Source organism: Maridesulfovibrio spiralis (SeqCode), assembly GCF_048571135.1.
GTDB classification, from domain to species: Bacteria; Desulfobacterota; Desulfovibrionia; order Desulfovibrionales; family Desulfovibrionaceae; genus Maridesulfovibrio; species Maridesulfovibrio spiralis.
Genome location: NZ_CP182344.1, coordinates 1,203,456 through 1,224,051, shown reverse-complemented (window position 1 = coordinate 1,224,051; position 20,596 = coordinate 1,203,456). Strand labels below are relative to the sequence as shown.

The 20,596-nt window shown below is 51.3% G+C and carries 12 protein-coding genes; 5 read left to right on the top strand and 7 right to left on the bottom strand.

From position 1 onward, the window contains the following. Positions 1-137 precede the first annotated feature (137 nt). From nhaB to ACNI29_RS05480, 3 genes are all read right to left on the bottom strand, one after another. Complete coding sequence (gene nhaB / locus ACNI29_RS05490; protein ID WP_419781193.1) at positions 138-1,760, bottom strand: sodium/proton antiporter NhaB; 1,623 nt, start codon at positions 1,758-1,760, stop codon at positions 138-140. Positions 1,761-1,900: 140 nt separating this feature from the next. Beyond that, positions 1,901-3,700: an SLC13 family permease gene (locus ACNI29_RS05485; RefSeq protein WP_419781192.1), complete on the bottom strand. Its 1,800-nt coding sequence runs from the start codon at positions 3,698-3,700 to the stop codon at positions 1,901-1,903. Positions 3,701-3,741: 41 nt separating this feature from the next. Next, positions 3,742-4,353, bottom strand: coding sequence for a hypothetical protein (locus tag ACNI29_RS05480; RefSeq protein ID WP_419781191.1), 612 nt, complete (start codon positions 4,351-4,353; stop codon positions 3,742-3,744). A 503-nt stretch (positions 4,354-4,856) separates the two neighbouring features. Here ACNI29_RS05480 and ACNI29_RS05475 point away from each other — a divergent pair. Then, positions 4,857-6,902, top strand: coding sequence for a S16 family serine protease (locus ACNI29_RS05475; RefSeq protein ID WP_419781190.1), 2,046 nt, complete (start codon positions 4,857-4,859; stop codon positions 6,900-6,902). Here the strand turns inward: ACNI29_RS05475 and ACNI29_RS05470 are convergent. Genes ACNI29_RS05470 through ACNI29_RS05460 form a run of 3 tightly spaced genes read right to left on the bottom strand, consistent with a single transcriptional unit; the run spans position 6,899 to position 10,492 of the window. Next, complete coding sequence (locus ACNI29_RS05470) at positions 6,899-8,242, bottom strand: sigma-54-dependent transcriptional regulator (protein WP_419781189.1); 1,344 nt, start codon at positions 8,240-8,242, stop codon at positions 6,899-6,901. The genes ACNI29_RS05475 and ACNI29_RS05470 overlap by 4 nt on opposite strands. Beyond that, positions 8,239-9,654 (bottom strand): ATP-binding protein, encoded by a 1,416-nt coding sequence (locus ACNI29_RS05465; protein WP_419781188.1) that lies wholly within the window; start codon positions 9,652-9,654, stop codon positions 8,239-8,241. Before ACNI29_RS05465 ends, ACNI29_RS05470 begins: the two co-directional genes overlap by 4 nt. Then, entirely contained in the window at positions 9,542-10,492 is a 951-nt protein-coding gene (locus ACNI29_RS05460) for a GDSL-type esterase/lipase family protein (RefSeq protein WP_419781187.1), read from the bottom strand. Before ACNI29_RS05460 ends, ACNI29_RS05465 begins: the two co-directional genes overlap by 113 nt. A gap of 301 nt (positions 10,493-10,793) precedes the next feature. Here ACNI29_RS05460 and ACNI29_RS05455 point away from each other — a divergent pair, with 301 nt between their 5' ends. The 4 genes from ACNI29_RS05455 to ACNI29_RS05440 all read left to right on the top strand — a co-directional run bounded on the left by ACNI29_RS05455 (position 10,794) and on the right by ACNI29_RS05440 (position 18,328). Beyond that, positions 10,794-12,503: an alpha/beta hydrolase family protein gene (locus ACNI29_RS05455; protein ID WP_419781186.1), complete on the top strand. Its 1,710-nt coding sequence runs from the start codon at positions 10,794-10,796 to the stop codon at positions 12,501-12,503. A gap of 13 nt (positions 12,504-12,516) precedes the next feature. Then, positions 12,517-13,776 carry an alpha/beta hydrolase family protein gene (locus ACNI29_RS05450; protein ID WP_419781185.1) on the top strand — a complete coding sequence of 420 codons (1,260 nt, stop codon included), beginning with the start codon at positions 12,517-12,519 and terminating at the stop codon, positions 13,774-13,776. A gap of 21 nt (positions 13,777-13,797) precedes the next feature. After that, complete coding sequence (locus tag ACNI29_RS05445) at positions 13,798-14,889, top strand: hypothetical protein (protein ID WP_419781184.1); 1,092 nt, start codon at positions 13,798-13,800, stop codon at positions 14,887-14,889. Positions 14,890-15,016: 127 nt separating this feature from the next. Beyond that, positions 15,017-18,328 carry an ATP-binding protein gene (locus tag ACNI29_RS05440; RefSeq protein WP_419781183.1) on the top strand — a complete coding sequence of 1,104 codons (3,312 nt, stop codon included), beginning with the start codon at positions 15,017-15,019 and terminating at the stop codon, positions 18,326-18,328. A 73-nt stretch (positions 18,329-18,401) separates the two neighbouring features. Here ACNI29_RS05440 and ACNI29_RS05435 read toward each other — a convergent pair whose 3' ends face one another. Further along, positions 18,402-20,546 (bottom strand): methyl-accepting chemotaxis protein, encoded by a 2,145-nt coding sequence (locus ACNI29_RS05435; RefSeq protein ID WP_419781182.1) that lies wholly within the window; start codon positions 20,544-20,546, stop codon positions 18,402-18,404. Between the last annotated feature and the right edge of the window lie 50 nt (positions 20,547-20,596).

The following is a 20,596-nucleotide window of genomic DNA, read 5'->3' as shown; positions in this document are numbered from 1 at the left end:
TCTTAAACATCATGGGGCCGGGAGTCGACAGCTTTATAGTGGGTTGGGAGTAAACCCTGTGTCGGCGGTTTTCCCCTAACCCGGCAGTGGAGAGTCTGCCGGATTAAGGGAGTGCCGCATCCATGCGGCTTGGCAGCCTACAGGAAGTAGTTGACTGCCAGCAGTCCTGTCAGGGACATGGTAATGGTGTATGGTAACGCCAGCATTACCATACGGCCATAAGAGAGCCTTATGACCGGGGCAAGAGCTGATGTCAGGAGAAAGAGGAAAGCTGCCTGACCGTTTGGGGTTGCTACACTGGGGATGTTGGTTCCGGTGTTAATGGCAACGGCCAGCTTGTCGAAGTGATGCATAATCTCAAGAGCTTTCGCAGCAGTAGCTTGAGGCATTCCGGCGACAACATCGACCCTCGCCAAGTGCGGGTCGGTGAGCTTTTCCATCAGCGCCTGAGCGCTCATGCCTATGTCTGGGAGGGTTCCCAGCAAATTTATGAAATGGAGTTTTGTTTCAGATATATAGACGGTGGCCACAAATACATTATCCGAAATTGCGGAGAGCAGCCCGTTGGCAATGTAGTATGCGGCGAGCTGTGTGTGCCCCTGCATGCTGAGCACGAATTCAATGATCGGGTGGAATATTTCCTGATCATGAATAACGCCGACAATTGAAAAGAAAACAACCAGCAGTGCGGTGAAAGGCAGGGCTTCCTCAAATGCCTTTCCGAGTTGGTGCTCCTCAATGTAGCCGTTCATGGAAGTCAGAAAGATAATAACTGAGAGGCCGATGATGCCTACTGCTGCAAGGTGAAAAGCAAGAGCCACTACCAGCCATAAACCGACAATACATTGGATGATCAGTCTGGTTTTTCCGTTCTGGCCCTGTTTCTCTTCCATTTTCACCGCAGTTTCAAGCAGATGGGAACGGATGTTTCCGGGCAGTGTTGCGCCGTAGCCGAAGAGGTGGAATTTCTCCACAGTCATGCAGGTCAGTAGTCCGATGACAAGTACGGGCATGGAAACGGGCATGACTTCCAGAAAGAAGTCGACAAAATGCCAGCCCATTTCCCCGCCGATGAGCAGGTTCTGGGGTTCTCCGACCAGCGTACAGACTCCGCCCAGTGCAGTTCCGACAGCGCCGTGCATCATCAGGTTACGCAGGAAGGCGCGAAATTCTTTCAGGTCAGCACGGTTCTTTTCGACAACAGCCTGATCGTTGCAGAGATCATGTTCGCACTTCATGGTTTTACCAGAGGCGAAGCGGTGGTAGATATTGTAGAAACTGTAGGCTACAGCGATAATTACCGCGGTAACGGTCAGCGCATCCAGAAAAGCGGAAAGAAATGCACCGGCAAAACAGAACATCAGTGAGATAGCAACTTTGGAGCGGACCCGGACCAGAATGCGGGTGAAGGTGAACTGCAGGAATTCCTTCATGAAGTAGATACCCGCAACCATGAAGATAAGCAGCAGGATAACTTCAAAGTTGTTCATTGCTTCATGGTAGACAGTCTCCGCAGAAGTCATGCCGAGCATTACCGCCTCAACAGCCAGCAGTCCGCCAGCCGGGAGGGGGTAGCACTTCAGGGCCATTGCCAGTGTAAAAATGAATTCGGCGATCAGTGCCCAGCCCGCGATCTGCGGTCCTACAGTGAACATGAGGATGGGGTTGATGATCAGAAATGCCAGAATGATTTTTTTGTACCATTTGGGTGCGTGGCCCAAAAAGTTATTACCGAGTGATTGCAGGAAAGTTGGCTGCATCATTGTCTCCTATTATGATTCGAGGCCGGATATTGAGCGGCAGTTTTATCGTTGTCGTATGCCCGGCTTAATTGGCAGTATTTCCCAAAGGTGGAGGGAGGTTCATGGAGTGGCTGGGCGAACCTCCCTCCGGGGGAGTGCTAGTAAAGTATCGTCAGAGCTGAAATCATGACGGCCATATAAAGGATGGTCATGCCGGTCCCGGCCCGGACATAATCGATGGTTTTGTACCCGCCGGGTCTCATGATCAGGGCGTTTACCTGATGGGTTGGCAGTACGAAGGTATTGGATGCGGCCACGGCGACGGTCAGGGCTGCGATACGCGGATCGACCCCGGCCCCCAAAGCCATGTTCATGGACAGGGGAACCAGCAGGACTGTTGCGCCCACATTTGAAGCAACCAGTGTGAAGAACGAGGTCAGTGCACCGATAACAGTCAGCAGCACCAAGGCCGAAGGATGGCCCAAAGCGGCCATGATGGTATCGGCAATGTATTTTGCGGCCCCGGTGTTTTCAAAGGCCATACCCAGCGGAATCAGGCCGCCGAGCAGGAAGACGGTCATCCAGTCGACAGACTGGTAAGCCTCGTCAATGGACAGGACTTTGGTCAGGACCATGCCCAGTGCTCCGGTGAGCAGGGCGATAGACAGCTGGATGTGCAGGCCAAGAATCATGAACAGGGAAACCGCCAGCCAGCCGAGGGCCAGTTTGGCTTTATCCGTGCGCAGGATTTCACCTTTTACTTCTTCGGTGAAGACAAAGTCCGGGCGGTCTTTAAGCATGTGGAACATTTCCCAGCGGCCGTGCAGCAGCAGGGCATCACCGGATTCAAGGCGCAGGTCGGTCAAACCGCTGATGAATAGCTTTTCCCCCCTGAATATTGCCACCGGGGAAACCTGAAAACGGTTACGGATGCCCAGTGTGCGCAGGGTTTCGCCTACAAGCTCGGAGCGGGGGGTGATGATACCTTCCATGAGTCCGGCATTATTGGGGGAAAGCTCTTCGGCAAAGGTCTCAAGATCCGTTTTGAGGGACCAGCCGTAATCGGCAGCCATGCGCTGTACGGATTCGATAGGTCCGACCACAGCGAGATGGTCGCCGGGGAGGATCACTTCATTGGCATCCGGGGCGATTTTGTGGTTTTTGCCCCGCTCGCGGGCGATGGCGACGATGGTTGAGAAATAGATAGGCCGCAGTTCAAGGTTCATGAGGTCGTGGTCACAGTTCCAGCTTTCCGGAACATGGATCTCATATAGAGAGCCGATGCCGCCGTAGGTATTGGCAAGCAGCTCCGACATGGGACCGGAAGTTTCGTCAACATTCTTGCTGGGCAGGATGAAGCGTCCTAAAATCATGAAATAGATAAGTGCGGCAACGAGCAGGCAGAGACCGATGGGTGTTACCCCGAACATTCCGAACGGCTCGTAATGCTTGCCGCCCACAACCATGAGGTCGTTGAGCAGGATAAGCGGGCTGGAGCCGACAAGGGTCAGACAGCCGCCGATGATGGCGCAGAACCCCATGGGCATGAGCAGCCGACCCACCGGGACCCCGGTCTGGTTGCCGATGCGTTTTGCCGCGGGCAGGAATAGGGCGGCGGCCCCGATATTCTGCATGAAGCCGGAAATGATCGCTACGGTTCCGGCAATAAGTGACATGATCCGGGTTTCGCTCTTCCCGGCAAACTTAAGGATAACCCGCGCAAGGGAATTCATTACGCCGGTCTTATCCAGTCCGGCTCCGATAATGATAACAGCAATGATGGAGACGACAGCGTTACTGCTTAAACCGCTGATGGCCTGTTTTGGGGTAACAAGCCCGAGCAGGGGCAGTAACACCATCATGATGATGCCGACTACGTCGACCCTCACCCATTCGAATATGAAAAGCAGCACCGCGAAAGCCAGCACTGCCATTACTAGTAGAATTTCTGGAGTCATAAGTATCCCTTTAGTCTTTGAGACAGTATTAAAATCCGGGATTACCCGACTCTAAGTGTCGCTCGTGTGTATACCGGAATGGTTGCCGCCGTATTTTTATTGCGGGCAACGTCTTCCATTACGTAACGCAGTTCATCATCCTGATTGTGGAGTTCAGCCACAACGGAATCTTCGTCTCCCTGTTTAACAATATGTGCGAAACAGAGGCCGGCTTCTGCCGCCTTTGCAGAGAAATGAGTGATATTCTCTTCAGAGCTGGAACAGAAATCGCCGAAATTAGAACCGCGTTCGTCCAGATTAAGGGCTATGAGACTGCTGTTTGTTCTTGCCGCCATTTCAACGGCATATTTGACTACTTTACCGGAGAATGCGGCTCCCTTGCTGACTACAAGGATTTTGCCGCCGGCACAGGTGCAATCGGAAAGACAGTTTGCCAGAGTATTATTATCCTCTTGGGAAACTTCAGGTTTTCCGCTTCTGGTTAATAAGCGGTTCAATAAAGTTAACAAGAAAACCTCCCTCGCTTTGGGGTCAGTCAGAGTCTGATCCCGGTTGATGGCCCATGCGCCAACATTACAGGTGTTGCATTGATTCGCTGCTTTTGTTGCGTAAAACCGTTCCAAAAGACCGATAAATCCTTGTTTTGTGGCCATGGTTCCTCCTGATTGTTGTTTCCTTCCTTTGATCCTGATCGCTTGTAAATCAATATCCATGCCAAGCTTTGTTTTGAGTTAAAAGTCTTTAAAAACAGATGTTTATTTGAATGTTGCAATTCGAGGTGTTTTGCTTCTGTTACTATTTGCAACGTAGCTGTTTCCGGGAATGCCGGGCTGGGGGGAAATGGCTTAGCCAATGGGGGGTAAAGTGGTGTTGTCTTTTGCAACACAGCCGTGAGGTGCTCGGTGTTGCTCAGAATTGGAATTCGATCATATTTGCGGCTGATCGATAGCTTGCAGACATAAATAATGGGATACTGCAAAGATTTAGTGCCGCTCAGAGATAGGTTGTGCAAAAAAGAACATGAGAGCCCCGTATTGTTTCACAATGCAACATTAACAGCAGATTATATTAATGATATTAAGAGAGTAGAGTATAAAAAATATGCTCGCCGGAGATCGGTTTTAATACGTTTTACAGGTGTTCTGCGGAGGTTGTTATGAAGTGGTTTGGGAGGAAGAATGTTGAAAGCGCGCGGTCTGAAGAGAATGTGACTGAATCCAAAGCAGGACCGGAAAAAGTAACTGAAAGTGCGGCTGATGAAATTTTCAACCGGGTGGAATCAACTGACCTTCCTGTCCATATTCTGGATGCTGCGCGGGATGAATGTGAACGCCTTCTCAAGACCGAAAAGTCATCCCCGGATTTTGCCATTTCCCATGCCTATCTTGAGTTTATACTTTCCCTTCCGTGGAATGAAACAACCAAGGATGACCTCGATGTAAAAAGGGCGGCAGAGGTTCTTGATGCCCGGCATTACGGGTTGGGTAATGTTAAAGAACGTATTCTGGAGTTCCTCGCGGTCAAGAACCTGCGCAGCCGGATCAGCCCGAAGTTGATCATTGTTGATGATGAAGTCATCGCCCGTGAAAATTTATCCATTATCTTTGAGCATGAAGGATATGCGGTGCGTACTGTGGGGAGCGGCCTTGAAGCTGTTGCAGCCATGGAGAAAGAGGTTGCTGATATCGTGATTACCGACCTTAAAATGGATGGCATGGACGGCCTTGAACTGCTCGAAGTGCTGCGCAACCGCTGGCCGGATACCGGAGTGATCATGCTTACCGGTTATGCTACGGTGCAGACTGCCGTGGAGGCCATGAAGAGCGGGGCCGACCAATATCTCGGCAAGCCTGTAAACCTGACAAAATTACGCGAATATGTTCAGGGTCTGCTGTCCCGCAACCAGCGTATTCAAGGCTTGCATGGTCCGGTGCTTTGTCTGAGCGGCCCTCCCGGAACCGGAAAAACGTCCATCGGACGCGCAATTGCCGAGTCTTTGGGCCGGAAGTTTATCAGCATTTCTTTGGCCGGCTTGCGGGATGAGTCGGAATTGCGAGGGCATCGTCGGACATACGTGGGAGCCATGGCCGGGAGGATTTTGCAGGGCGTCCGTAAATGCGGCGTACGCAATCCGGTGATCATGCTCGATGAGATGGATAAGATTGTCCAGAATTTTCAGGGCGATGCCACCTCCGTGCTGCTGGAAATCCTCGACACGCAGCAGAACTCAGGTTTTGTGGATAACTATCTTGGATTGCCTTTTGATCTTTCCGGTGCTCTGTTTATCGCCACGGCTAATGTCGTTGAGCATATTCCTGCACCATTGCGGGATCGCATGGAGATGATCGAATTTTCCAGCTACACGCCCGGTGAGAAATTGCAGATTGCCCGGAACTATATGTTTCCCGATCAGCTGTTGAAGCATGGTTTTTCCGCGGATGAGGTTTTACCTTCAGCCGATGCATTGCAAAGATTAATAGCCGACTACACCCGTGAGTCCGGATTGCGCGGTCTGGATAAGCAGATTGCCGCCCTGTGCCGCAAAATTGCCCGGCGCAGGCTGGATGGGGGTGAAGATGGCCCGATCAGGATTTATGCGCATGATCTACCCGGAATAATGGGAACACCGCCCCATTTCAGTACCACTGTCGGGCGTGTTTTGAAAGCCGGGGTCGCCACCGGGCTGGTCTGGTCTGAAAACGGGGGCGAAATTATTTTTGTGGAAACCGTGCGCATGCATGGCAGCAAGAATCTGTTACTGACCGGATCGCTCGGCGAAGTCCTCAGGGAATCGGCTCAGACCGCGTTGAGTTTTCTGCGGGCCAACGCCTGTAAGTTCGGGCTTTCCGAGGATTTTTTCGAGACATCGGATATTCATGTCCACATCCCTTCCGGGGCAGTAACAAAGGAAGGCCCGTCCGCCGGGGTGACTATCGCCGTGGCTATGCTTTCCCAGCTGACAGGGCGTTGCGTTTATCAGGATATGGCTTTTAGCGGAGAGATATCATTGCACGGGGATGTGCTGCCCGTTGGCGGAGTGCGTGAAAAAATAATGGCTGCGGTCCGCTCGGGAGTTAAAACCGTAATCCTGCCGGAGCAGTGCGCGCCCGCCGTAGAACAGCTTGATTGTGAAGTGCTGGACGGCGTTGAAATCAGGCTTGTTTCCAGACTGGAAGATGCGCTGGAAGCCGCTTTAATCTAGTTGCTTTTATCAAGGTCGAGACGCTTCATCTTGCGCCACAGTGAAACGCGGTCAATCCCCAGTATTTTGGAGGCCTGGGTTTTGTTCCCGTTGGTCGCCAGCACGACCTTTTCAATGTGGTCGCGCTCAACTTCTTCAAGGGTGCGCAGAGGTTTGTTGCGGTCGATGTTGCGGATTTCCTCGGGCAGCAGGTCCGGGGAGAAAACCGTCCCCCGGGCCAGAGCCAGTGCCCGCTGGGAAATATTCTCTAGTTCGCGGACGTTGCCGGGAAAGGAATAGTTCATCAGGATATCCAGTGTTTCCTGCGAAATACTATCGATTGATTGTGTTTCGGTGCGGTGTTTTTCCAGAAAATGGCCGATCAGTACCGGGATGTCTTCACGGTGTTCACGTAGGGGCGGGGCGGAAAGTGTGACCACGTTCAAACGGTAGAAAAGGTCCTGTCTGAAGGTTCCTTTCTCTACTTCTTTTTTGAGATCGCAGTTGGTCGCGGATACGACCCGGATATCCACCGGGATTTCCTGCGTGCCGCCGACCCTTAAAAAATTTCGTTCTTGAAGTACCCGCAGCAGTTTGACCTGCATATTCAGAGGCAGTTCGCTCATTTCATCGAAAAAGACCGAGCCGCCATTGGCAACTTCCAGTATTCCTTTCTGCCCGCGTTGCGCTCCGGTGAAGGCTTCCCTTTCATGGCCGAAGAGCTCCTTGTCCATTAGTTCGGCCGTAAATGTCCCGCAGTTGATTGCCATGAACCGTTCCTGTGAACGGGGGCTGAGCATGTGGATTCCACGGGCGATGAGTTCCTTACCCGTGCCTGTCTCACCCTGAATGAGCACGTTGCAGTCCATGTGCGCCAGTTGCTGGATTGTTTTTTTCAGCTTGAGAATCCGGTCGCTTTGACCCACAAGAGGAAAGTCCTGCTTTCCCTCCTCAATGACGGTCCTCAGCCGCTGGACTTCCACCGAAAGAGCCTGCCGTTCAAGGGCGTTATGAACCTGGGCGCGCAGTTCATCCAGATTGAGCGGCTTTGCGATGTAGGAGTGCGCCCCTTTCTGCATGGCAACGACAGCTGTATCGACTGTGGCATGTCCGGTGATAACAATCACCTGCGTTGAAGGCTGGATTTCCTTGATATGTTCGAGCAGCTCAATACCGTTCATGCCCGGAAGCATGAGGTCGGTCAGCACCAGTTCAAATTCCTGCTTACCGAGTTTTTGTAATGCTTCAGTACCGGAACCTACTGCCGTGACGGTATGCCCCTCTGCATTCATGACGTGGGTGAGGTTTTCCCGGGCAATGGTTTCGTCTTCAACGATGAGGATGTCGGCGTGGTTGATCATATCTTATGCTCCTTATCGAGGGGTAGCGTAATGTAAAAGTTTGTGCCGTTTTCCGGGCTGCTTTCCGCTCTGATGCTGCCTTGATGTTTTTCTATGATTCCGTAGACGATGTACAGCCCCAGTCCGGTTCCCTGTCCGATTTCCTTGGTGGTAAAGAAGGGATCGAAAATGCGTTCCATGATTTCCGGGGACATGCCCTGTCCGGTATCGCTTACTCTGATGACGGTGTTTTCCGAATCCGGGAAAGCGGTCACCTCAATTGATCCGGGTTGCTCTCCAATGGCCTGCACGGCATTGATCAGCAGGTTGATGAATGCCTCCTGAATCTTGCGGCGGTCGGCGTGTACAATGATATGTTCGGGGATTTCCGTTGCAAGGGCGACATTGGACGGGACCTGGCTGGAGACCAGATCCATTGCTGATTTCATGACCATTCCTATTTCAACCGGACCGGGCGAATATTCGCTTTCCCTTGAGAATTCCAGCAGTCCCTTGACTATATCCCGTGCGCGCAGTGTTTCCTGCATAATGTTATGCATCATGCGGTCGGCCAACGCGTCTTTGCCTTTTTGATTCTCTTCAAGAATCTGGCAGGAGGTGGAAATGTTGTTCAGGGGGTTGTTCAGCTGGTGCGCGATGCCGGATGAAAGTGTGCCTATGGATGAAAGTTTCTGGGCCTGCACTAATTGGCGTCTGCGTTTGACCAGCTGCTCGACCATTGAATTCAGGGCGGCAAAGACCTGCTGGACTTCATCATGGGAATTTTTGATCGGCAGGGGGGTGAAAGTTCCTTCTGAAATCCGGCGGGTGGCTTCCTGCACTTCCCGCAGGGGCTTGAGGATGTTTGTGCTTAGAAAAGCCACAAGGCAGGCGATTACCCCGGCAAATCCGATCATGGAAAGGGCAAGATTGGAGCGCAGGGTGCGGTTGATGCTGAGGATATAATTACGTTGGTAGTTGGAGATGGCCTTGGATAATTCCACTATGGCCTGTCCGGTTTCACGAAGGCGGGTGCTCAGATTTTCGTCTGTGCTTGCTGATGTGTCCGGAGCCTTTTCAAGTTGTTCCAACAGGCCGCGGTAATGGCTCAGGCTTGTTTTCAGCTTTTTGCCGCTTTGTATTTTTTCGAGTTTGCTGAATTCTCCCATAAGGTCCATCAACAGGGCGTCTGCACGGTTTATGTAATCAAGACCGACGGTGAACAGGGCCGGGTCATGGTAGAGCAAGTAGTTTTTCTCAATGCGGCGAACTTCAAGAATCAGGTTGCTTAAGTCGTCACTGCGTTCGATGAGCTGTACTTCATCTTCCAGCTGTAAGGTGTTCATATAGGAAATAAGTCCCAGACAACCGAAGCAGATTGAGAAAATGATGATCCCGAGGATTATTTTTTGGCGGATATTCAGTTTGAGCACAGTAGTCCCTCGCTATTAATTCAGAAACGCCTGTAAACCTACGACTACTGATTTGAAATGGCAATTGTGGGAACTTACGTTTATAATCAGTTGAGTTGAATACTATATTTTGCATTTTTAAAAAAGAACAGTACTTCATATAGCCGTCAAGGCTCAGGTGTACCCCGTCTATGGTGTATTCCTCGGCAAGACGTCCTGCTGAATCCAGCAGTTCCGGGTACATATGAATGTATTCTATGTTTTTATATTCGGAGCACAGAAATTTGATCATGCGGTTTATTTTGACGAAGTGAGCGTTACTGCAATGTATGGAACCTGATGCCACTTCTGTGTTCACGGGCAGGATGCTGACTATGTATCCTTTTGTTTCCTGCGGTATGCTGGAAGCAAATAAATCTAGGTCCTTCAGGTAGTTGTCCACCTTTTGTTCAGTAATACCTGATTTGAAATTGTTGAACCCCACAAGCAGAATTATTTTGTTCGGTTTTTTTCGCGCAAGGGGCGCGAACCATTCCCTCATCCCGACAGTTGTTTCTCCGCCTATACCACGGTTTTTAAATCGGCAATCCTGAAAAAATTCCCCCCACTTACCGAATTCTGTGATGCTGTCCCCGATCATCAGGCAATCTTCTGAGGTTACAGGCAGGCTGAAAAAGATATCAATCATGCTTGAGCGAAAATGGGTGAATCCCGGCCTAATATTACTGACGGTTTCATTTTCCGCCGGCTCCTTTGCTCTTGCTTCGGCACAATCAATTCCACTTGTCTGGTGGATCGAACAAACAAAGGCGAAGACCATAACCAGAGTCATTGAAAGCGATAAAATTCTCTTTTTCATTGGCTTACCATCTCCTGTTTACCTCAAACCGTGAAAAGTAATGGTAGCTTTGTCAAACAATCCTAACGTGAAAAACGTGAAGTTAATGTTTGGATGATTAAGTTGCTGATATCTTGATTTTTTTTGTGTAGTTGATTTGTTTTTCACGTTAATTCACGTGGAATGAAATTGACAAATTTACACTGCCTTGGTCGGTATTTATATGAAAGTAGGGGGGCGTCCGGTTGCTTGCAGGGCAATCTTTTCGCCAAAAAGCGTCTTTTCTATAACATCAGTCGGGGGCAAGCATATGTGTCGTTTCATGGCTTTTAGTAAACATGCTCTGGCATTCTTTTTTCTGGCGGCAATGGTTCTTTTTCAAACTCCCGCCATGGCTGAGGGCGGCATCGACCCGGCTGATCCCATGGTCAGGGTGACCTCTCCGCCCTGCGATCTGGATGTGAACAAAGTGCTGGCGGCAGTCAGCAAGGACGTCAGCAAAGCAACGGGTATCAAAGAGTCCTTCATTACTTATTACTGGCAGACTTTTGATAACGTTGTTTACGAAGGAAAGGAAACCGACAAACCGCTTTATGTCGACCTCTACGTACCGGGATTTTTCAGCGATGATGATGTTAAAGGCATGCTCAATGCCGTGGCGGATGCCCTTGTGGATCATGCCGGGGTAGAGCGCAAATGGCTGTTCATCCATACCCATTTCCCCCTGCCGGAACAGGTTTACATCGGTGGCGGTATTACCAAATGGGATACCTACCGGGGCAAACCCAACAACAAACCGCGCGACATTGCAGAACGCGCCCTGAATAAATTCCAATTCAATGATGCTTCCTTTGTTTTCCAATGTCTCTGGCGTTTCGGTGTTATTGCCTCAGGCGCATCTGATTTAGGCGAGCTGCTGACCATTACCAGTCAGGTTGAGGATTACAATAAAGATAGCTGGTATAAGGCATGGAACAGCATGGCTGCCGAAGTCCATGCCATGGGTGATAAGTTTTCTGTGGACGGACATGGCATCAGTGCCAGGGAAGCTTACTCCCGGGCCACCAACTACTACCGCGCCAGTGAAATCTACCTTTCAAAAGATGATCCGCGTAAGCATCTGGCATGGGAAGGCGGACGGGAAACCTTCCTCAAGGCAGCCGCCCTTTCCGGCGGACTCATTGAGCCTGTCCGCATTCCTTATGAAAAGACAACCCTGCCGGGTTATTTCATCAAGGCTGATAACAGCGGTAAAAAACGCCCGTTGCTCATGATCCAGACCGGACTCGACGGTACTGCCGAGGATCTCTATTTTATTCTCGGTGTACAGGCTGCCAAACGCGGCTACAATTGCCTGATCTATGAAGGTCCGGGGCAGGGGGAAGTAATTTCGGTTGAAAAGATTCCTTTTAGATATGATTGGGAAAAGGTCGTCAGCCCGGTTGTTGATTACGCGCTGACCCGTTCAGATGTTGATGCCAAGCGGCTGGCTATCATCGGTTATTCCATGGGCGGTTATCTTGTTCCCCGTGCGCTGGCATATGAAAAGCGTATTCGCTGGGGCATTGTTGACGGCGGCGTCTACAGTGTCTTTGATGGAACCATGACCAAGTTTCCCAAGGAAGTGCGTGAAGGCGTGGGCAAATCCAGCCGCATAAACGACGTGAACAAACTTGCCTATGCTGAAATGGAGAAGCACCCGGACCTGAAGCAGTTCATCAATCAGATGCTCTGGACTTTCGATGCAGCCACTCCCTATGAGCTGTTCTCCAAGCTGAAGAAGTACAGCATGGACGGTGTTCTTGGTAAAATTGAAACCGAGATGCTGGTGCTCAATTCCAGTGACGACCAGATCGCCGGGTCCAACGCGCAGGCCAAGAAATTCTACAACGGCCTGAAATCCAAGAAAAGCTACTATGAATTCAATACCGACCACGGTGCGCAGTTCCATTGCCAGTCGGGCGCACCTTTTGTGTCCAGTGAACGCATCCTGAACTGGTTGGATGAACGCGCCAAGCCCAGACAGGACTAAGGGGGATCAGATAATGATGAAATTCAGGACTCTTGTATTGCTGGGTGTGATGCTGGCAGCATCGGTGACCAGTGCCGGAGCGGCTGAGGACGGTAAGGAATTTGACGCCCATGCCACCAGTTTCAGCTACTTCTTCAAGGACGCGGATATGGATTTCCATTTCGGAAACCTTGTCCTCGGCTCTGCGGTGAACGGCGGTGTTGAAATAGGCGAGGCGTTCTACGCTGCTTCGCAGATCAAAGACGGTGACGCCGCAAGCTGGCAGAAGGAATGGTATGATCTCGCCAAACGGGTAGAGGCTCGCGGGCTGCGTGCCTTGAAACAGGGCCACAAGGTCAGTGCGCGTGATCAGCTGCTGCGCGCCGCTTACTATTACCGAATTTCCCTGCTGGCCATGCAGCCGGATAATCCGCAGCTGGAAAAACGCGGGCTAAAGAGCCGTTCGCTCATGAAAAGGGCAGGTGCTTTGTTTGATCCGCCGCTGGAATATTTTGAGATTCCCTTTGAAGATACGGTCCTGCCCGGTTTTTTCCGCAAGGCATATTCTTCGGGCAGGCCGGCCAGAACCCTGCTCATGATCGGGGGCGGCGAGACCTACATTGAAGACCTCTTCTTCTATATCGCACGTCAGGCCCACGACCGGGGTTACAATTTCATGACGATTGACCTGCCCGGACAGGGCATGCTGCCCCATGCGGGGCATGTCTTCCGTACTGATACCAACGTGCCTATGAAAGCCGTGCTGGATTACGCTTCGAAAAGGCCGGACGTAGATTCTGCCAAGCTGGCTGCTTACGGCATCAGCGGCGGTGGGTTATTTGTTCCGCAGGCCGCCATGCATGATAAGCGGCTCAAGGCAATTGCCATGAGTTCGGCGGTCGTGGATGCCCATTCCCTTTTCGCGCTCATGCCTGCCGCCACTGCTTCCAAAAAAGAGATGGCCGGCTGGACTTCTTTTCACGGTGATGTGGTCAAATCCATCTGCTGGCGTTACGGCGTTGATAAGCCTTCTGAGCTGATCGAAGCCAACAGGGGCAACACCTTTGATGCGAGCCGCATTGCAGTTCCGGCACTGCTTATCGTCGGCGAGGGTGAATACCGCAGCAAGGAAGTGCAACGGCAGCAGAAAGAAGCTTTGGACAACTTCCCGGATTCAAGAAGTGTCATGGTGGTTACGCCGTCAAATGAAGGGGCTACCAACCATTGCATCATGGAGAATCGCGCTGTGGTGGGACAGGTGCTGTTCGATTGGCTGGATAAAGTCTTCAAATAGAGCCGTTGCGGGGAATAAACAATGCTTCAAAATGTTCTTCGAATACTTATTTCGGGGTTATTGCTTTCGCTGTTTGCGGGGTGCGCCGCCATCGGCCCGCCGCGTGTGGAACGGGACCGCATTGAATATAATATGTCGCTTACGGATTCATGGAAGAAGCAGATATTGTTGAATATTGTCAAGATAAGGTATGTGGAGCCGATTTTTTTCATGGATGTGGGAGAAATCGTCGCGGCCTATTCCATGGAAACCGGAGGAACTGTAGGGGCTTCTCGTTCAATATATGACAGTTCCTTTGCCAATGCCGGATCGGTCTTCGAACTGGGGGGGAGTGCCAAATATACGGACCGCCCGACAGTAACTTACCGCCCTTTGACCGGAACAACCTTTTTGCGCGGCGTGATGTCGCCCATGCCGCTGCGCAATGTGCTAGTCAGCATTGAGTCCGGTGCTTCGGCGGAGTTCTTTTTCAGTCTGGGAGTACGCAGCATAAACGGACTACTGAATGAAACTCTGAGCGCAAACGGTTATCGGGCTGCGGATAAAAGTTTTGTCCGTGTCGTTAATCTCATGACTGAGTTGCAGTCGCGTAACGCTCTTCATGTTGTCCGTGACCCCGGCGGCAGTGAAGAAGTGCCGAAACTGCGGCTGAGAATCGGTGGTCCGCGTGATGACAGGGAAACCGTGGCACAGGTTGAAGAGTTAAAGGGGCTGCTGGGGTTGTCGCCTAAATCCGACAGTTACAGGATCGGCTTCGGTTCGAGCAAAGTGGATGATGAATCCATCATGCTGCAGACTTATTCTCTGGCGCAGGTTCTTGCTTCCGTTTCCGGGCGGGTGGACATGCCGGTGGAAGATCTGGAGTCTCAGCGGGCCGCTCCCGGTATGCCGGCCTCCGGCAATGGCGGGTTGTTTAAAAATGTGATGGTCAAATCAGGTCGCGATAAACCCAAAGATGCCTTTGCCTCAGTGGAATACCGGGACAGCTGGTTCTGGGTTGATGATCATGATCTGCTGACCAAGAAGGTTTTTTCCTTCATGATGCTGGCTTTTACCCTCATGGATAAGGGGCAGCAGGAAACACAACTGCAATTGACTCTTCCTACGCAGTAGAGCATGTTACTGTAAGTCTATAAGTCGAATAATTAAACCCTGCTGAACTTATTGCTTACGGGATCTTTACATGCAGCTGCGTAGAAATAGAGTGCATCCGGGCTTATCTGTATTCTTTTGCCTGATCATGATCTTGTTTCTTCTTTTCGGCTGCGTTCCGGAGAAGGAATCACCAAAGGTTGTTGACGGGGTTGTTGACCTTTCTTCATGGGATTTCGAGCGCGACGGCCCGGTGCGCCTTTTCGGAAATTGGGAGTTCCGGTGGGGAGACAGTGCAGGCGGTGACCGCTTTCATGTGCCCGGACTCTGGCAGGGGCAAACTGCCGCCGGGAAAGTTCTCAGCCCGCAGGGGAATGCGCTCTACAGCCTCGGGCTGATCATGCCGGAGGGTATTCCGGAACGGATGGCTGTTCTGGTTGCCGGAGGCATGTCGGTCTGCGAGATAAGGATCAACGGTGAAACGATTGAATCCAGCGGGATTGTCGGCATCAGTGCCGGGTCTGAAAAGCCCGGCAGACATTATGTGATAGCCGAATGCCCGAATTCCGCGCAGTTGTCCCGGCTGACGCTGCTTGTCTCCAATTATCATAATGTACAGGGCGGTCTGAACGGGGACGTACTGCTCGGGACCTCCCGGCAGATTAATGATTTCTACACCATCCCCCGTTTGCTCGGGGCCTGTATGGCAGGCGCGTTGTTCTGTCTGGCCCTGATGTATGCGGCCCTGTTCTTCATGCGCCGTTCCAGTGGTGAATATTTCTATTTCGGGCTGTTTTGTCTTTTCTGGTGTGCCGCTATTCTTTTCAGCCCCTCTTCCGGTTTTTTGATGACCGTTCTTGCTCCATCCATCCCATGGAAATATTATATCAGCTTTTCCATGCTGCCATATGGCGCAACAGTCCCGTTGATGCTGATGTTTTATCATCGGCTGTTCCCCAAAAGGTTCGCTAAAGTTGTTGAGCGTGTCTGCTGGGCTGTCGGCCTGCTCTATGTCGGTTATATTCTGCTGACCCCTCCCAATGCATATGATGTGGTGCTGTTTTTTTACTATATGTTCAGCAATCTTGTGTTGATTTACATGTTTGCCTGTTTTGCTCTGGATTTATTCAATAGGGAAAAAGGGATCTGGGTATTGTTTTTAGGCTACGCCGCCCTTGGTTTTGCGGAGCTGGACGAGATGCTTTTCGACCTGAATATAATCAACTCGGCATCACTGCGGCCGCTTGGTGTCTTCATCTTTATCCTTTCTTATGCCTGCTACCTTGCGCTGCGTTTCTCCCGTGCTTTTGCCAAGGTGGAGAAGCTTTCGGTGGAACTTGAAAGCGCCAACGTGCGTCTCTTGCAACTGGATAAGTTGAAAGACGATTTTCTGGCCAAAACCACTCACGAATTGAAAACCCCATTGGCCGGGATGATCGGTGTTGCGGAATCCCTGCTGGGCGGCACGGGCGGAAGCCTTTCCGGTACAACTTCCGGACATTTGAAGGTCATTGTGCATAGCGGAAAGCGGCTGGCAAATCTTATTAACGATGTTCTTGATTTGTCCCGCCTGAAGCACCGGGATATTGTTTTGCAGCAGGAACCGGTCAGCCCGTATGCTGCGGCCCGGCGTGTTCTGGCGTTGGGCGAAACCCTCAAACGCGGCGAGAATGTTTCGCTCATCAATTCCATCAAACCTGATTTCCCTGCGGTGAAAGCGGACCCGGACCGCATTGAACAGATTCTGTTCAACCTGATTGGCAACAGCCTTAAATTCACGCAAAGCGGCCATGTCACTGTCTCCGCCGAGGAGCGCGGAGGCATGGTTGAGATCAGTGTCACAGATACCGGACCGGGCATTTCCGCCGAAGACCGGAAGGTTATTTTCGATACCTACGAGCAGGGCAGTTCTCCCGAATCCGGCGGCATGGGGCTTGGCCTCTCAATTACCCGCCATCTTGTGGAATTGCATGGCGGGACGCTTACAGTTACGTCTGAGCAGGGCAGTGGAAGCTGTTTTTCCTTTTCCCTGCCCTTGGCAGAAAAATCCATATTTGAAGCTCCTGCCGGTCCCATGAATGAAGCAGTCTCTCCGGCTTTTGTGACGGCTGAATCCCTGCAAAGTCACGTACCCATTTCCGGCAATAAATATCAGGTGCTGGTTGTGGATGATGAGCCTGTTAACCTGCAAGTGGTCGCATCCATATTGAATCTTGCCGGGATTTCTTTTCGCACGGCGCAGGACGGGAATACAGCCTTGCAGATGCTCGCCGGAGGCCATGAACCGGACATGCTGCTGCTTGATGTCATGATGCCGGACATAAGCGGTTATTCGCTCTGCCGGGAATTGCGCCGGAAATATCCGGCATCGGTGCTGCCTGTTGTTCTGCTGACTGTGAAGAACCGCATTGAAGATATTGTTGAGGGCTTTGCCGCAGGAGCCAACGATTACCTGACCAAACCATTTTCCCGTGAAGAGCTGGGTGCGCGCGTTGCCATGCAGCTTAAGTTGAAAGAAGCCTACATCGCATTGGAAGAGAACCTTGAGCTTAAGCGGGAGCTTGAGTTGCGCCGCAGGACGGAAAGCGGATTGCGTTATATGCAGGCCAGGCTGTCGGGAATACTGGATTCCATCGACGAGGCAATTATCGGTGTGAACCTGAGCAATGAGATTGCCTTCTGCAACCGTCCTTTTGAGGAAATCTGCGGACGGTCCGGGCGGGAATTGCTTGGACAGCCGCTTGCGTCCCTGTTTGTTGATACCGAAAACTCCAAAAGCGCGGACTTGCTTGATTATGTGCGCCAACAGGCCGGAGTTGCAGAGCAGCCGCTGATATTTGACGGGCTATTCATAACCGGCGGAGCGGGCAAAAATCGGGATGTTTCCTTCTGGGTTACGGATATGGAGATAGAAGAGGAAACTCTGGCCCTGATGATAGTGCGTCCTGCTAGAACCGCTGGTTTGGCAGGATCTGCAAGCATATCCTCCCGGTTGTTTCAGGAACTCAGTGCCAATCGGCAGCGGATATTGCGGCTCGAAGAGACCGTGCTTTCGCTGGAGTCAGGCGATCCGCAGGACAGGCAGGCTGTTCTGGAGAATCTGAAATCCCTTGATGAACTTCTGGAGGGGCTGGGTTCTCAGTTGCTTCCTGCAAAGAACGGTGACAAGCGTGCGCTGGCTGTCAAGGTGATGAATCTGGCGGTCGATTGCTGGATGGAATCAACAGGGACAGCCAAGGCGGACATGGCAGAACAGTCCGGTCTATGGAATGTTTACATGGAAAAAGACGGTTATTTCCGAACCCAGACTTTGGACAAATATCTTGAAGAGAAGACCCTGCCCAAGAACCCCCGCTGGAAAAAAATCCTTGTCACCGCTGACTTTGTTCTCGCCAATTGCACTGCTGATTCAGCAATTCGCCGGCAGTTGAAAGAGGGGGCGGAGCTTTTGAAATCCTAGCCCGGTTGCAGGTGCAGGCATCATGAAAAAATAAGGCCCCGCAATGCCTGAGTACATTGCGGGGCAGTGCTTGCTATTCTGTTTTCAGGTCTTCAACAATGCTCTGCATTTCAGCTACCTGTTCCGCAAGGGACTCAAGAGCCAGTGCAAATTCACGGGCACTGTTGGTTGTCTCTTCGGTTATCCTGCTGATTTCTTCAACAGATCCGTTGATTTCTTCGGAAGTAGCCGACTGCTCTTCCGCAGCGGTGGCAATGCTCTGAATCTGTTCCGCGCTATGCTGGGATTCTGAAACAATTTCGTGCAGCACATTGCCGGAGCTTTCAGATAAATCACTGGCTTCACCGATGCGTGCGAAGACATTTTCCATAGCCTTGATATTCTCTTCTGCAACCCGCTGAATTGCACCGATGGAGTTGGAAACTTCTCCGGTGGCAGACATGGTTTTTTCAGCCAGCTTGCGTACTTCATCGGCAACAACTGCAAAACCGCGTCCTGCTTCACCGGCGCGGGCAGCTTCGATTGCCGCATTGAGTGCCAGCAGGTTGGTCTGGTCTGCAATGTCGGTAATTACTCCGATGATGGCCTCTGTCCCTTTGGCCTGACTGTCCAGCTCTTCCATATTGCCTTTGAGGCTGCTTACTTCTGAAACTGTATTGTCCAGTGCGTTTCTGGTCTGACCTACTACGTTTGCACCGTTTTCCGCTTTGCCCTGCGCATTGCTGCTGGCTGAAGCCGCGTCTCCTGCGTTGCGGGCAATTTCAAGCACCGTGGCGTTCATTTCTTCCATGGCTGTAGCAGTGGAGGAGATGCGGTCGCTCTGGATTTCTGTGCCCTGCAACAATTCATTGGACTGTGCGGACATCTGTTCTGATGCGGAAACAATATGCTCCAGAACTTTTTCAACCCGGTCAGCTGCATGGCGCAGGCCTTCAGTGCGGGCCATGTCGGCTTTTTGCTTTGCTTTTTCTGCTTCAGCGGTGGCTTCCCTTGCTTTCAAGGACTCTTCTTCGGCTTTGCGGGTTTCATCTTCAGCCTTGAGGATTGTCTTTTTTAATTCTTCAACCATTGACCGTAATGAATCTGCCATATGACCGATTTCGTCTTGTTGGTTGATGCTTAAGTCCGCTTCAAGGTTGCCGTCGGCTACACTGGAAGAATATGCGGCAATTTTGAGGATCGGCCGGCTGATCATCCCGCCTAGCAGAAACAGAATGGCAAGGAGAGCGACAACTGAGACCGCACTTACTATCATACTGTTGTGTGCAATGGCGTTGGCCTGAGCCTCGACCTTTTTCATCGGGATGACTAGTGCAATACTCCATGGAAAAGCGGTTTTACCCACTTTAATGGGGGCATATGTGACAAATTCCCTTTTCCCGCTTTCAGGGGAAACACGCACATATGAATAATTCCGGCCGTTTTTAATGGCCCGCAGGATGTCGTGCTTCTGCTCTTCGCGCATGAAATCGTTAATATTCTTGGCTTGAAGTTCTTCATCCGGGTGGGCAACAATATTCCCTTTGTTGGTAACCAGAAATGCGTATCCGGTTTCAAAGGGTTTGATTGCAAGAACGTCTTCCTGCAAATCATTGAGATAAAAATCAACGCCGACACAGCCGATGTTGCGGCCGTTTTTCTTGATGGGATATCCGGTCGAGCTGAGCCAGTATGTTTTGTCACCAACTTTCCACGGGTACGGCTCGGTCAGGGTTTCAACATTACCTGCCATGGGGGCTTTGAACCATGCCGCCTGTTCCATTCCCTTGCCGCCGGTAAAGCGTTCGGCAATGGTTCCGTTTTTGCGGTGATACCAGTTCAGGTAAGTACCCTTGTATTTATCCATGTACTTTGCTTCGCGGCCGTCAAACTGGTTCGGCGGGAAGCCGCACCAGATCGCGGCCAGTCCGGGATGCATTTTCAGGGTTTTTACGAGTACGGAGTCCAGATATTCCCTGTCCGGAATGGGATCATAGTTGGTTCCCATCTCGAACATGGCGGCGATGGTTCTTGTTGCGGTCAGGGCCTTGCTCAAGGTTTCCGCAATTTGGTAGCCGTGTCCTTTGGCGATAGCTTGTGCATTTTCAGTAGCCTGCTTAACGGCTAAGTCGCGGGCCTGAGTGGTCATTATCCATGTGCTGGCCATGAGGATAGCGACGACCACAAAGAAAGTGGGGATAATAATTTTGGTTTTTAAATTCCAATCTCTAAATTTCATTGATTTACCTTTCCCATCTCCTATCCAATGATTCAGGATCTGGGGCTGTT

Excerpts from the sequence above, each read along its gene's own strand:
- nhaB (WP_419781193.1), bottom strand. The coding sequence starts at position 1,760 with ATGCAGCCAACTTTCCTGCAATCACTCGGTAATAACTTTTTGGGCCAC.
- ACNI29_RS05485 (WP_419781192.1), bottom strand. The coding sequence starts at position 3,700 with ATGACTCCAGAAATTCTACTAGTAATGGCAGTGCTGGCTTTCGCGGTG.
- ACNI29_RS05480 (WP_419781191.1), bottom strand. The coding sequence starts at position 4,353 with ATGGCCACAAAACAAGGATTTATCGGTCTTTTGGAACGGTTTTACGCA.
- ACNI29_RS05475 (WP_419781190.1), top strand. The coding sequence starts at position 4,857 with ATGAAGTGGTTTGGGAGGAAGAATGTTGAAAGCGCGCGGTCTGAAGAG.
- ACNI29_RS05470 (WP_419781189.1), bottom strand. The coding sequence starts at position 8,242 with ATGATCAACCACGCCGACATCCTCATCGTTGAAGACGAAACCATTGCC.
- ACNI29_RS05460 (WP_419781187.1), bottom strand. The coding sequence starts at position 10,492 with ATGAAAAAGAGAATTTTATCGCTTTCAATGACTCTGGTTATGGTCTTC.
- ACNI29_RS05455 (WP_419781186.1), top strand. The coding sequence starts at position 10,794 with ATGGCTTTTAGTAAACATGCTCTGGCATTCTTTTTTCTGGCGGCAATG.
- ACNI29_RS05450 (WP_419781185.1), top strand. The coding sequence starts at position 12,517 with ATGATGAAATTCAGGACTCTTGTATTGCTGGGTGTGATGCTGGCAGCA.
- ACNI29_RS05445 (WP_419781184.1), top strand. The coding sequence starts at position 13,798 with ATGCTTCAAAATGTTCTTCGAATACTTATTTCGGGGTTATTGCTTTCG.
- ACNI29_RS05440 (WP_419781183.1), top strand. The coding sequence starts at position 15,017 with ATGATCTTGTTTCTTCTTTTCGGCTGCGTTCCGGAGAAGGAATCACCA.
- ACNI29_RS05435 (WP_419781182.1), bottom strand. The coding sequence starts at position 20,546 with ATGAAATTTAGAGATTGGAATTTAAAAACCAAAATTATTATCCCCACT.